General features: G+C 68.5%; 12 protein-coding genes. 4 read left to right on the top strand and 8 right to left on the bottom strand.

The window, feature by feature from the left end:
* Positions 1–12: 12 nt before the first annotated feature.
* Together ACFX43_RS07720 and ACFX43_RS07715 are read left to right on the top strand one after the other, a co-directional pair.
* Positions 13–495, top strand: coding sequence for a sigma-70 family RNA polymerase sigma factor (locus ACFX43_RS07720; protein ID WP_378819045.1), 483 nt, complete (start codon positions 13–15; stop codon positions 493–495).
* The gene (locus tag ACFX43_RS07715; protein ID WP_378819043.1) at positions 492–1,622 is read left to right on the top strand and encodes a hypothetical protein; all 1,131 of its coding nucleotides are present in this window, start codon (positions 492–494) and stop codon (positions 1,620–1,622) included. Before ACFX43_RS07720 ends, ACFX43_RS07715 begins: the two co-directional genes overlap by 4 nt.
* On the opposite strand, the gene ACFX43_RS07710 is transcribed toward ACFX43_RS07715, so the two are convergent.
* Both ACFX43_RS07710 and ACFX43_RS07705 read right to left on the bottom strand, forming a co-directional pair.
* Positions 1,619–2,266, bottom strand: coding sequence for an MOSC domain-containing protein (locus tag ACFX43_RS07710; RefSeq protein WP_378819041.1), 648 nt, complete (start codon positions 2,264–2,266; stop codon positions 1,619–1,621). The genes ACFX43_RS07715 and ACFX43_RS07710 overlap by 4 nt on opposite strands.
* A 45-nt stretch (positions 2,267–2,311) precedes the next feature.
* Complete coding sequence (locus tag ACFX43_RS07705) at positions 2,312–3,166, bottom strand: aminoglycoside phosphotransferase family protein (RefSeq protein ID WP_378819038.1); 855 nt, start codon at positions 3,164–3,166, stop codon at positions 2,312–2,314.
* 54 nt (positions 3,167–3,220) lie between these two features.
* Between ACFX43_RS07705 and ACFX43_RS07700 the strand changes: the two genes are divergently transcribed.
* Positions 3,221–3,745: a cupin domain-containing protein gene (locus tag ACFX43_RS07700; protein WP_378819035.1), complete on the top strand. Its 525-nt coding sequence runs from the start codon at positions 3,221–3,223 to the stop codon at positions 3,743–3,745.
* Here the strand turns inward: ACFX43_RS07700 and ACFX43_RS07695 are convergent.
* The 6 genes from ACFX43_RS07695 to ACFX43_RS07670 all read right to left on the bottom strand — a co-directional run bounded on the left by ACFX43_RS07695 (position 3,730) and on the right by ACFX43_RS07670 (position 11,018).
* A complete protein-coding gene (locus ACFX43_RS07695; RefSeq protein ID WP_378819032.1) occupies positions 3,730–4,182 on the bottom strand; it encodes an NUDIX hydrolase in 453 nt (150 codons plus the stop codon). The genes ACFX43_RS07700 and ACFX43_RS07695 overlap by 16 nt on opposite strands.
* Positions 4,183–4,213: 31 nt before the next feature.
* On the bottom strand, positions 4,214–4,690 hold the full coding sequence (locus ACFX43_RS07690; RefSeq protein ID WP_378819030.1) for a pyridoxamine 5'-phosphate oxidase family protein: 477 nt from the start codon (positions 4,688–4,690) through the stop codon (positions 4,214–4,216).
* Positions 4,691–4,791: 101 nt separating this feature from the next.
* Positions 4,792–7,215: an ABC transporter permease gene (locus ACFX43_RS07685; RefSeq protein WP_378819028.1), complete on the bottom strand. Its 2,424-nt coding sequence runs from the start codon at positions 7,213–7,215 to the stop codon at positions 4,792–4,794.
* A gap of 4 nt (positions 7,216–7,219) precedes the next feature.
* A complete protein-coding gene (locus ACFX43_RS07680; RefSeq protein WP_378819026.1) occupies positions 7,220–7,984 on the bottom strand; it encodes an ABC transporter ATP-binding protein in 765 nt (254 codons plus the stop codon).
* A 138-nt stretch (positions 7,985–8,122) separates the two neighbouring features.
* On the bottom strand, positions 8,123–10,000 hold the full coding sequence (gene lepA, locus ACFX43_RS07675) for a translation elongation factor 4 (protein ID WP_378819024.1): 1,878 nt from the start codon (positions 9,998–10,000) through the stop codon (positions 8,123–8,125).
* Positions 10,001–10,061: 61 nt separating this feature from the next.
* Positions 10,062–11,018: a hypothetical protein gene (locus ACFX43_RS07670; protein WP_378819021.1), complete on the bottom strand. Its 957-nt coding sequence runs from the start codon at positions 11,016–11,018 to the stop codon at positions 10,062–10,064.
* Between the two features lie 167 nt (positions 11,019–11,185).
* Here ACFX43_RS07670 and ACFX43_RS07665 point away from each other — a divergent pair, with 167 nt between their 5' ends.
* On the top strand, positions 11,186–12,745 hold the full coding sequence (locus ACFX43_RS07665; RefSeq protein ID WP_378819018.1) for an alkaline phosphatase D family protein: 1,560 nt from the start codon (positions 11,186–11,188) through the stop codon (positions 12,743–12,745).
* Positions 12,746–12,747: the final 2 nt, after the last annotated feature.

Raw genomic sequence — 12,747 nt, 5'->3', positions numbered from 1 at the left:
CGTCACCCAGGCGTGAGCCGAGAAGAATTCACCGACTTCTACGTCGGTGCCAAGGACCGCTGCCTGCGTGCGGCGATCGCGACTGGCATGGATCCCGGGCGGGCCGAGGAGGCGACCGCCGAGGCCTTCGCGCGCGCCTGGTCGCGCTGGCCGACGGTCAAGCTGGCCAACTCCCCGGCGGCGTGGGTGGTTCGCACGGCGATCAACGTCGACATCTCCTGGTGGCGCAAGCGCCGCCGCGAGCTGACGGTTCCCGAGACACCCGAACAGCTCCCCCGCCACGACTCCGACGTCGACCACGACCTGCTGGAGGCCGTACGCCGGCTGCCACCGCGCCAACGCCAGGTGGTCGCGCTGCGCTACTTCCTCGACCTGGACGCCGAGACGACCGCCCACGAGCTCGGCATCGCTCGCGGCACCGTCTCCGCCACGCTCCACCATGCGCTCAAGACTCTGCGGCTGCAGCTGACCAACCCCGAAGGGATGCTGTCATGAACGACATCGAGACCTTGCTGCGCAACAGCAGTCGCCAGACCCTGGATCTTCCTGCCGACGAGATCCTGCGCCGGGGCGACCGGATGCGTCGCCTCCGTCGCGGGTCGAAGGCGGTCGCCGCCGTCGCCGCCTTCTCGCTCGCCGGGGTCATGGCGTACGTCGCGATCCCCGATCGGCTGATCGACTCGAACATCGCCACCCCCGAACCGTCGAGGACGGCCGCGCCCGGGCAGAAAACTCCGGTCGACTGGTCGGGCAACCCGACCAACCTCACTTCCGAGGAGCTCGACACGCTGAGCAAGCGGTGCCTGGAGACGGCCTGGGCTGACGTGGACCTCCTGTACGAGTACGCCCCCGAGGCGAACAATGCCATCGACCCCGATGAGGTCCAGGAGATCCCGTCAGACACCTGGCCATTCCTCGCCGAGAAGCGTGGCTCGACGGCCATGGCGATCTTCGACGGCCCCGACTATGAGGTGACCTGCTCGACGTCGCAGAGCGCCGGGCGGGACGCCGACAGCGAGCCCGATCTCGCGGGGGCATTCGGCCAACCCCAGGTCTGGGGCACCTTCGCCGAGACCGGGCAGTGGGAGGACTTCACTCGTGCAGTCACCGGCGACGGCACAGAGTTCCTGCTCCCCCTCCCCGAAAAGATGAACGTCGCCGAAGTGGTCTTCACCTCGAGCGGTGAAGACTTCCCGGCGACCATCGTCAATGGCGTCGCGGTCGCCTGGACCGACCACCGGGTCGCCGTCACGTCGGCAACGTTCCGCGCCTACGACGCCGACGGCAATCTGGTCCATCCCGAGCGGGGTGACGTGGTGCGGGAACCGCCGACCACCGAGTGGACCGAGACCGCAGAAGGGGTCCGGGTGACGCGATCGCTCGGCAACGAGACGCTGGAGTCCGCCTGGTTCTGGGTCGGCAAGCAGCGGTTCGACGCGACCATCACCGAAGACAACGTGGCCGTCGCGCTGATCCCGACCGGCGAGCTCACCACGGACCAGCTGAACAAGCTCGAGATCCAGGGCATCTCCCCCGAGGGTTACTACTTGCGCGGTTGCAGCAAAGGGCGGCCAGCCGAGGTCGCACCATCCAAGGAGGAGCAGACGCACTGCGGTCCTTAACGCTGGGCTGCGACGTACTTCTCCGCCACCGCCCGCGGCTTGTCCCCGAGCCCGTCGATGCCGATGAGGCTCGGGAGCAGGCTGCGGTCGGTGGTGAGGGCTCTGAAGAGCGTGGCGACGGTGATGTCGTGGTCGGGGCGGTGGACCACGACGATCTCGTCGCCGGCCTGCAGCTGCCCCTCCTCGAGGACGCGCAGGTAGGGCCCCGGCCGGGCCTCCTGGGTGAACCTCTTGACCCACTGGGCGTTGTCATAGCCCGAGACGCCCATCCAGTTCTTGAAGTCGTTGCACGGCGTACGCACGCTACAGACCTGCAGCAGTACCGTCCCGATCCGCCACTGCTCCCCCACCAGAGCCGCGTTGATGTCGATCCCCTCGGTGGTGAGGTTCTCGGCGAACTGCCCGTCACGAAGCGTTACGCCCAACCGTGAGCCCCACACGTCGAGGTCCTCGCGGGCGAAGGCGTAGACCGCCTGCTCCTCGCCGCCGTGGTGGCGGCGGTCGGTCTGGGTGTCGGTGACGATGCCCTCCCTGCCGACCGTCACCGGCTCGGGCGTGGCGAGCTTCTCGATCGACGTGGCGCCGACCTCCGCCCACTCCGCGGGCTTGGACTGACCGATGTTGACGCTTCGCACGATGGGCATGGCGCAGATTCTCCAGCCCGCGCCTGTTTCAGGCACGCGAGTTTCTCAGTCCTGAACCGCCTTCGCGACCGAGATCATCGCGGTGATCCACTCTTTATCAGGTCCAGCCTTGTCGGGCGCGTGGTTGTCCTCGACCTCGTCCTTGACGTTGACGACCAGCCGCAGGACCGCCCAGGCCCGGGCGCGGTCCTCGTCGAGCTCGGCGGCGTCGACGAGGGCGAAGAACCTCATCCGTACGCCGTCGCGGATCCGCCCTGCGTACTCCTCGAAGCGGTTCCACAGCATCGGCGCGAGCTCGTAGTGCGGGTCGCCGGAGAGGGGCTTCGGGTCGATCACCAGCCACTCCTCGCGATCGCCCTGGAGCACGTTCTCGAAGTGCAGATCGGTGTGGATCAGCTTCCCGTCGGTGGCCTCGTCTGCGGCGAAGTCGCGCGCGATCGCCCGGGCCTGCTCGACCATCCGCGGCGGCACCGGAAGCCGCCGCTCCCTCTCGCCCAGCTCGCTCGCCCAGCGCGCGGCCTGCGCCGACAACGTACGCATCTGCGGCGGGGCCGGGACGTGCAGCCGCCGGTAGAACCCACCCACGATCTCGCACGCCTGCACGTCCCAGAGCTCCGAGAGGTCCTCGGCGTGCAGCCGTTCCAGCAGCAGCGCGAAGCGCTTCGGGTCGGCCCGGAGAAGGCGTACGGCACCCCGGCCGCCCCAGGTCTGCAGCGCCAGCGCCTCGTGCTCGGCCTCCCAGTGGGGCCGGACGACCTTCAGCATCGCGGCCTCGCCGTCGGCGGTGCGGACCGGTACGACCAGAGCGGTGTTGCCGTGGGTCGCCTCGCCGTCGGGTGTCAGCGACCACTCCTCGAGCAGGTCACGAACCACGTCTGCGAGCCTGTCGAGCCACGTCACCCGAGCCACCTTAATCCGCTTCCCAACCCCGGACGGATCGGGCAGGTTGTGCCCATGTCACTTCCAGAGTCGATGGGGACCAGAGGCGTTCCCTACCCGCCCGAGCGCTACGACGGCGAGGCCGGTGAGGTCTCGGCGTTCTACCGTCCCGACACCACCCCGCCCGACCTGTCCTACCCCAACGGCGTGAAGGTCGACTATCTCGCCACCGGAGCGACGACCGCAGGTGACTACGGGCTCTACCGCTGGCACTTCGGTCCCAACGAGACCGGCCCCGGTCCCCACTTCCACCGTGCCGTGGCCGAGTCGTTCTACGTGCTGACCGGGACCGTCCGGATCTACAACGGCGAGGAGTGGATCCCGGCCGGCGCCGGCGACTTCGTGCACGTGCCGGTCGGCGGCCTGCACGGCTTCCGCAACACCACCGACGAGCCCGCCTCGATGCTGCTCCACTTCACCCCGGGCGCGCCGCGGGAGGGCTACTTCGAGGGGCTGCGCGAGCTGGCCGAGGGCACCGAGCTCGGTCCGGACGAGATGGCCGAGTTCTACAAGCTCCACGACAACTACTGGGTCGACTGAGCGACCTTCAGGGCCGCGATCCCCATCCGGACGATGGGGCTGGTGGAGTCGGCTCCGATCGCGGGGTCGTCCAGGGGGATCCACGCGGCGTAGTCGGTGGTTCCGTCGACCTCCAGCGTGCCCAGCTCACCCCCGACGATCCGCGCCTCGAAGACCACCCGCGTGGACTGATAGGGCCGCCGACCGGGGTCGAACGGCACCACGTACACGTTCGTCGTCAGCGGAGCCCCGACCTCGACGTCGTAGCCGGTCTCTTCCTTCACCTCGCGCACGACTGCGGCGGGCATCTGCTCGCCGTAGTCGACGCCGCCACCCGGCAGCGTCCAGCCGGGGTCGTTGCGGTGGTTGCCGTTGAACCAGCTCAGCAGGATCCGCCCCGCGTCGTCGACGATGACGGCGTACGCCGCCACCCGAGTGTCGTAGTCGGTGAAGTGCATCCCTTCGAGACTAGCGCGGACCAGCTGGAAGTCAGTCGAAGACGAAGGCGGTCGCGTCCTTCGGGAACGACGTCCAGGCCCGGATCCGCCGTGGAAGCACCGCCGGCGCCCCCTCGACGTAGTGCTTCGCCTCGAAGACGTTCTCGCCGTACTCGGGATACTTCGCGTTCAACAGCCCCGCGATCTCCTCGGCCGTCTCGGGGGCGAAAGGTGTTGTCCGCACCTCGCCCTCGATGACGACCAACTTCCACGGATCCGGGAGGTTCACCGTCACCTTCGGGTGCTCGGTCGCGAGCCGCCGGTGCAGCGTCTCCGGGCTGCCGCCGTAGACCAGCTTGTCCTCGAACCAGATCCCGTCCAGCGGCGTCACGTGCGGACTCCGCCCCGGTCTCTCGAACGCGAACCAGAACTGCTTCGCCTCGACCAGCTGCTGACGTACGTCCTCCCAGGCCATCAGCTCGCTCGGCGTGCCGTATCCGTCTGGAAACCGAATCTGTTCTGTACGCATGTGCCCAACTCAACCACCGGCGCCGCCCGGCCGACCCGACCGTTCTTGCGCATAACCGGTGGCACGGCGCCCGCCCGGCCGCTGCGTCGAGGTGCGGGCCATCACTCCACCACGCGAAGCGTGGCCGGGATGTCCATCCGCCGCTCGCGGCGTACTCCGAACGCGGGTGCCACCGCGACGACGAGGACACCGAGGGCGAGGGTGCTCAGGACGGTCACGGTTGAGAGCGTGGGCACGACGAGAAGCTCCGGAGTCACGTCATCGAACCCGGAGACGACGTAGCTGAGCGCGACATAGCCCCCTGCGAGCCCCACCAGTGTCCCGAGCAAGCCGATGACGGCACTCTCGACGACCGCCATCGCCATCACGAGTCGCGTGGGAACACCGAAGGCATACATGGTGGCGTGCTCTCGGGCACGCTCGTCGGCGCTGATGCTGGCAGAGTTGAAGGCGATCAGCATTGCCAGCAGCAGCGTGGCCACCTCGATGATGCTCAGGATCCCGGTGAACTGTCCCAAGGCGTTGTCGAGCACCTCCGCGAAGCTCGACGCAGGCTCGACGGAGGTCACCCCCTGCAACCGGAACAGGCTGCGGGTCACCTGGTCGGCATCCCCGTCAGGCACGACGACGATCTGGTTGACGGCCCCCGCCAGACCGAATCTGGTCGCACCCTCGGTGTCGAGATAGGCGAATGTGCGCCACGGGTCGGGGTGGAGTGCCCGAACCGGGATCTGGCTGGTCACGATCCGGAGCCCGGTCTGGGACAGCACCGGATGGCGTACGGCGAGCATGTCCCCGGGCGCCACTCCGAGATCGTCGGCTGCCTTCTCCGACAGTACGATGCCGTGATCTGGCCCGCTGTCGCTGACCAGGGTGGGCGTCCAGATCTCGTTCGCGAAGTCGACCACTTGGACAACCGCCTCCAGATCGCCGTCGCCGTGGCGGAGCGTCGCGGGGACCGCGAGCTGAGCCTGCGACTCGGCGACGCCGTCGGTCTCGGTGACCGCGCGCGGCAGGTCCGAGCCAGTGGGATGGAACGTATCGAGAGTGACCACCAGCCGCTCGGGACTGCTGCGTTCGAGCTCAGCGGCATTCGCATCACCAGCAGCGTTGAACGTGTCCAGCAGTCCCAGGACTGCCACCAATGACGTCATGGCCGCCGCGACCCCGAGCATGGTGAGAAGGGAACGGCGAGGCGCGCGCAGCACGTTGCGCAGCGACATCGACACGTAGGTCCGGCCCGGCAGGCGCGCCTTCGTGACCAGCCGCAGCAGACGTCCTCCCGAGCGTGCGGAGCCATAGGCACCTGACCGGATCGCATCGACCGGCGCCATCCGCAGTGCCTGGACGATCGGCACGACCGTGGCGAGCACAGGGATGGCGAGGCCGAACGCAGCTCCTTCGGCAAAGCGACCTGCCTGGAACGGCGTCTCCCAGATCGGCAGCGGGAGCAGGTCGGCCATCACCTCCCCCATCGCGATCCCGGTCAGCCAGCCGACCCCGATTCCGGCCACGACGCCAAGGATGGAGATCTGCAACCCGACGAGCATCGGACGGATCGCCAGCACCCATGGCGAGACTCCCAGGGCCATCCCGACCCCGATCTCGCGACGTTGTGCCTCGATCATCCTGGTCACCAGGTTGAACGCCGCGAATGCCGCACCGAAGAGGATCAGGAAGGCGAAGACGTTCCATGTCGTCTGGTCGTTGCGGGCGTCCTCGTACAGCGCCCGGTGTACGGGATCTTCCGCCCTGGTGGTGACGGTGCCGCCGTACGGTTCCACCGCAGCGGTCAGCTGGTCACGTACGCGCTCCTCGTCGGCACCCGGCCGCAGCCGGGCGACCAGGTCGTTCACCTGGTCCGGGCGACCGTTGACCTTCTGGGCGGCGGCGAGCGGCATGAAGACCACGGCGAAGCCGGTCTCCCCCAGCACCATCCCGCTTCGGCCGGTGACCTGGAAGTACTCGGGTGTGTAGCCGGTGCCGACATACTCGACCGGCGTCTCGGCGCTGACCAGCAGCCGGCCACGCGTCGGAAGCTCGTGCTCATCGGCGAACTTGGACTCGAGCACGGCGACGCCCTCTTCCTCATCGCCGGCGCGCAGACCGCGGCCATGAGTGACGTAGAGACCATCGACCCGAGATGTGCCGGTCTCCATGCCGACCACCTCACCCGGAACGATCAGCTCGTCGTTCGCGGTCGAAGCATCCACCAGGGTCGGCACCACCAGTCGCTCGACCGCCGTCTCGATCGACGAGGCGTCCTCGATACCGGCAGCCGCGCGCTCCAGCGTCCCTCCCGCCACGAACCCGCCGTCCGGAAGCTCCACCCGCAGGTCGTGCATGCGCAGACTGCTGTAGCTGCGATCGTTGGACTGGATCCGCCACGCGCTGGTGGCGCCCAGACCGGCGTACACGCCCGTTCCAACGGCGATCACCAGCGCCAAGGCGGTCACCAGCAGCCAGCGTCGACGGAGGTCGCGCCACGACCACCGCACCCAGAGCTGGACTGACCACGGGCTCATGGCGCTACCAACGCAGGTCCTCGGTGCGACTCTTTCCACCGATGGGCCGCCCGTCACTGACGATTCGTCCGCTGGACAGTTCGATGACGCGGTCGCCCACCTTCGAGATCTCCCGGTTGTGGGTCACCACGAGCACTGTCTTGCCGGACTCCGCCTGCTGCTGGAGCAGCTCCAGGATCTGCACCCCCGTACGGAAGTCGAGCTCACCCGTCGGTTCATCGGCCAGCAGAATGGGATTGTCGGTGGCGAGCGCCCGAGCGATCGCGACCCGCTGCTGCTCGCCGCCGGAGAGCTGGTGAGGGAAGTGGTCCGTCCGGTCGCCGAGGCCGACCCGCTCGAGCATCTCCCAAGCCACCTCCGTCGCCCCCGGACGGCCGGCGACATCGGCACCGAACTGGACGTTCTCCGCCGCGGTGAGCCCGGGGAACAGGTTGAAGGTCTGGAAGACGAAGCTGACAGTCCGTCGCCGCAGAGCGAACCGGTCACGCCGTGATGAACCGGTGACATCCCGACCGTTGAGAGCGACCCTCCCCTCGGTGGGGCTGTCGAGGAGACCGATCATGTTCAGCAACGTGGTCTTGCCGCATCCCGATGGCCCGAGAACCACGACGAACGCATTCTCGTCGATGTGGAGGTTGACCTCGGAAAGAGCGGTGACCGTGGACTCGCCGACGACGTACCGCTTGGCGAGGTCGTCGAGATCGATGCGGGTGCCCGCAGACAGGTCGGGCGACGACAGGCGGAGGTGGGTGGGAAGACTTTCGCTCACTCACCCAGGCTTTCCCGACGCGCCGGCATCCGGGAGAGCCTTAAGCCCCCGAGGGCGGGACCACCGACCATCCGGTCGTCTCAGCCCGCAGCATCGGCCGGTCTCGCACAGCAGCTGAGACCGGCCGGAGCTGGTACGTCACTTCTTCCCAGCGGCCTTGTCGGTCGAGGGCTGGGTGGTGGAGAGCGCGGCGACGAAGGCTTCCTGGGGGACCTCGACGCGGCCGACCATCTTCATCCGCTTCTTGCCCTCCTTCTGCTTCTCGAGCAGCTTGCGCTTACGCGAGATGTCACCGCCGTAGCACTTGGCGAGGACGTCCTTGCGGATGGCGCGGATGGTCTCGCGGGCGATGACGCGGGCGCCGATGGCGGCCTGGATGGGCACCTCGAACTGCTGCCGCGGGATGAGCTCCTTGAGCTTGCCGGCCATCATCACGCCGTAGCCGTAGGCGGCGTCGCGGTGGACGATCGCGGAGAACGCGTCGACGGGCTCGCCCTGCAGGAGGATGTCGACCTTGACCAGGTCAGCGGCCTGGTCGCCGCTGAACTCGTAGTTCAGCGAGGCGTACCCCTTGGTCGAGGACTTGAGCTGGTCGAAGAAGTCGAAGGCGATCTCGCCCATGGGGAGGACGTAGCGCATCTCGACGCGGTCCTCGGAGAGGTAGTCCATGCCGCCGAGGGTGCCGCGCTTCTTCTGGCACAGCTCCATGATCGTGCCGATGTAGTCGGACGGCGAGAGGATCGTGGCGTTGACGACCGGCTCGCGGACCTCGCGGATCTTGCCCTCGGGGAACTCCGACGGGTTGGTGACGATGTGCTCGGAGCCGTCCTCCATGATCACGTCGTAGACCACGTTGGGAGCCGTCGAGATGAGGTCGAGGTTGAACTCGCGCTCGAGGCGGTCGCGGGTGATCTCCATGTGCAGCAGGCCGAGGAACCCGACGCGGAAGCCGAAGCCGAGCGCGCCCGACGTCTCCGGCTCGTACGTCAGCGCCGCGTCGTTGAGCTGGAGCTTGTCGAGCGCCTCGCGCAGCACCGGGTACTGGTCGCCGTCGATCGGGTAGAGCCCCGCGAAGACCATCGGGTTGGGGTGGGAGTAGCCGCCGAGCATCTCCTTGGCCGGGCGGTTGTTGCCGGTGACGGTGTCACCCACGCGCGACTGGCGTACGTCCTTCACACCGGTGATCAGGTAGCCGGTCTCGCCGACGCCGATGTGGTCCGCCTTGACCGGCTCCGGGCTGATCACACCGAGCTCGAGCATCTCGTGGACCGCGCCGGTGGACATCATCTTGATCTTGTCGCGGTGGGTCAGCTTGCCGTCGAAGACCCGGACGTAGGTGACCACGCCGCGGTAGGTGTCGTAGACGGAGTCGAAGATCAGCGCCCGCGCGGGAGCGTCCGGGTCGCCGACCGGCGCCGGCACCTGCCTCACGATCTCGTTGAGGAGGTTCTCGACGCCGAGACCGGTCTTGGCGGAGGTGAGCAGGACATCCGAGACGTCGCAGCCGACGAGGTTGGCCAACTCCTCGGCGTACTTCTCGACGTTGGCCGACGGCAGGTCGATCTTGTTGAGCACCGGGATGATCTGCAGGTCCGCACCCATGGCGAGGTAGAGATTCGCCAGCGTCTGCGCTTCGATGCCCTGCGCGGCATCGACCAGCAGGATCGCAGCTTCGCACGCCTGGAGCGACCGAGAGACCTCATAGGTGAAGTCGACGTGGCCAGGGGTGTCGATCATGTTGAGGATGTACGTGCCCGGCTCGGTGCCGGCGTCGTTGCCCTCCGCCACCGTCCAGGGCATGCGGACCGCCTGCGACTTGATCGTGATGCCACGCTCGCGCTCGATGTCCATGCGGTCGAGGTACTGCGCCTTGGCCTCACGCTCGCCGACCACGCCGGTCAACTGCAGCATCCGGTCGGCCAGGGTCGACTTGCCGTGGTCGATGTGGGCGATGATGCAGAAGTTGCGGATGATCGCCGGATCAGTGGAGCCGGGCTGTGGCGCGGAGTGAGTCACAGGCTGCTTTCGTAGATGCTCAAGAACGGGGGCGGGTACGTCACCGCCTATTGTCCCACGCTCAGTACTGATGGAACCAAAGCGGCAGCTGCACCGACTCGCCCGGGCAGGTCACGTTGCGGTCGCGGCCCTCCTCGAGCCACTGCACCATCACCGCAGCACCGCCCTGGAACATCCACTCGCCACCGCACCGCTCCAGGGCCGCGGCCCGCGATGCCTCGCCCGCCGGGCGCCACTCGGGCAGTTGCAGCTGCAGGTCGCCGACGATCGGCGTCCACAGGCCCTCGATCGAGTAGACCCCGACCCGCTTCCCGGCGTCCTGATAGCCGGCCACGGCGCCCTTGACGACCGCTTGGTTGGCCTCGATGTCGTCGGACCACTCCCAGACCGCGACCGGCTCGACGTCGATCCAGACCGAGGGCGACTCCAGGCCGGCGCGCTCCATCGCCTCGAGATTCCACACCGCCTGCTGGTAGCCGACGTTGGTCAGCCGACCGATCTTCGTGTCCGGGTCGCCCGGCCCTTCGCCGCCGTACTCACGGATCGCGGCGGCACGGGGGTAGGAGGTGACCGCATAGGCCGAGGTCATCACCTTGTTCCTCTTGGCCCACTCGACCTGCGAGGCCAGGCACGGGTTGGGGGTGAACGCCGGACCGTTGGTGAGCCCGATGACCACGTACTCCGCCGAGGCGAGCGGCATCGGCAGCCCCAGCGTCCGACGCTCCTTGATGCCCATCCCCTCGGGACACTGCGGCCAGCTCAGGTCACCGCCCTCGACGATCCCGCGATCATCGGCGGGTGGGACGGACGGGATCTCCAGCGACTCGGGCGCGCGTGGTGGCACGCTCGCCGACGCCTCGGGCGCGGGGCTCGTGGGGCTCGCGGGCATCGATGGCGAGGCGGACTCCGCCTCGGCCGGGGGCTCGGCGGCGCAGCCGAACAGCACCGGCGACGCCAGGAGCAGCAGCACAGCGGCGAACAGGTTCCTTCTTGCCCACATCACCGCAGATACTGCCACCCGCATCCCAGCGGGTCACACCCGCTCTCGAAGCCGGCCGCCGGTCTCGACGCCCGTGGTGAAAGGAATTCTTCTTTCACCACGGGCCGGCATCCTTCACGCACGTGTTCACCGACACGACCCGCGGAACTCACCGGTCGTTCCGCCGGAATCGGCAGGTTTGGCCCATGACCCCACTCAACCGCCGCTCCGTCCTCGGCCTCGGTGCCGCCGCCGGTGCCGGACTCGTCATCCCCACGACCGCAGCAACCGCCCACGCAGCCCCCGCGTTCGTCCGCGGAGATCGCCCGACCCTGACCCATGGCGTCCAGTCGGGCGACGTGGGCTCCAGGGGCGGGGTTCTGTGGAGCCGCGCAGACAAGACCTCGCGCTTGGTCGCGGAGATCTCGGCCGACGAGTCCTTTCGCCGGGCCCGGCCGGTCAGCGGGCCGGTGGTGACCGCGAGGAGCGACTTCACCGGGGAACTGAGGGTCCACGGCCTCGAGGCGGGGCGCGACTACTTCTACCGGGTCCGCGCCGTCGACCCGGACGACCCGCGACGCGGCAGCGCCTGGGAGCTGGGCCGGCTGCGTACCGCCCCGGCACGCCGCCAGGACATCCGGTTCCTGTGGTCCGGCGACATCGCCGGCCAGGGCTGGGGCGCCAACCCCGACTTCGGTGGCTTCCGGATCGCGCCCGCGATGGCGGCGCGCGAGGCCGACTTCTTCCTGAGCTCCGGCGACAACGTCTACGCCGACGGCCCGCTCACCTCCACCGTGACCCTCCCCGACGGACGGGTCTGGAACAACATCGTCACCGAGGAGAAGCACAAGGTCGCCGAGACGCTGGCCGAGTTCCGCGGGCAGTACGCCTACAACCTGCTCGCCGACAACTGGCGCGCGTTCCTCGCCCAGACCCCGATCGTGGCCCAGTGGGACGACCACGAGGTCACCAACAACTGGTACCCGGGCGAGATCCTCCCCGACGACGGCCGCTACACCGAGCGCCGTGTGGATGTCCTCGCAGCGCGCGCCAAGCAGGCCTTCCACGAGTACATCCCGGTCGGCGACGCCTCCCCCGACCCCGACGGCCGGATCTACCGCAAGCTCTCCTACGGCCCACTGATGGATCTGTTCGTCCTCGACATGCGCACCCACAAGGACGCCAACACGACCAACGCCGAGACGAGCGCCGACGGCGGCGTGCTCGGTGAGCGTCAGACCCGCTGGCTCCTGCGCGAGCTGGCCGCCTCCCGGGCCACCTGGAAGGTCATCGCCGCCGACCTGCCGATCGGCCTGGTCGTCCCCGACGGCACCCTGCAGGAGGGCATCTCCCAGGGCGACGCCGGCGCCCCGCTCGGCCGCGAGCTCGACATCGCGAAGGTGCTCACCGGGCTCAAGCGCCTCGGCATCCGCAACCACGTCTGGCTGACCGCCGACGTCCATTACACGGCAGCGCACTCCTACGACCCCGGCCGCGCCGCGTACCAGGACTTCGACCCGTTCTGGGAGTTCGTCTCCGGCCCGCTCAACGCCGGCGCCTTCGGCCCCAACAAGCTGGACCCCACCTTCGGTCCGGCCGCCGAGTTCGTGGCCGCTCCCCCGGCCGCCAACGCCTCACCCGCCGACGGCTTCCAGTTCTTCGGAGAGGTCGAGATCGACGGACGTACGCAGCAGCTCACCGTCACCCTCCGTGACGTCGACGGTGGTGCGCTTTTTACCAAGACGCTGGACCCGAGTTTCCGTTAGGG

The sequence above is a fragment of the Nocardioides sp. YIM B13467 genome (assembly GCF_042788075.1).
Classification (GTDB): domain Bacteria; phylum Actinomycetota; class Actinomycetes; order Propionibacteriales; family Nocardioidaceae; genus Nocardioides.
The sequence above is the reverse complement of the archived record's forward strand: the minus strand, read 5'-3'. Positions and strand labels throughout refer to the sequence as shown.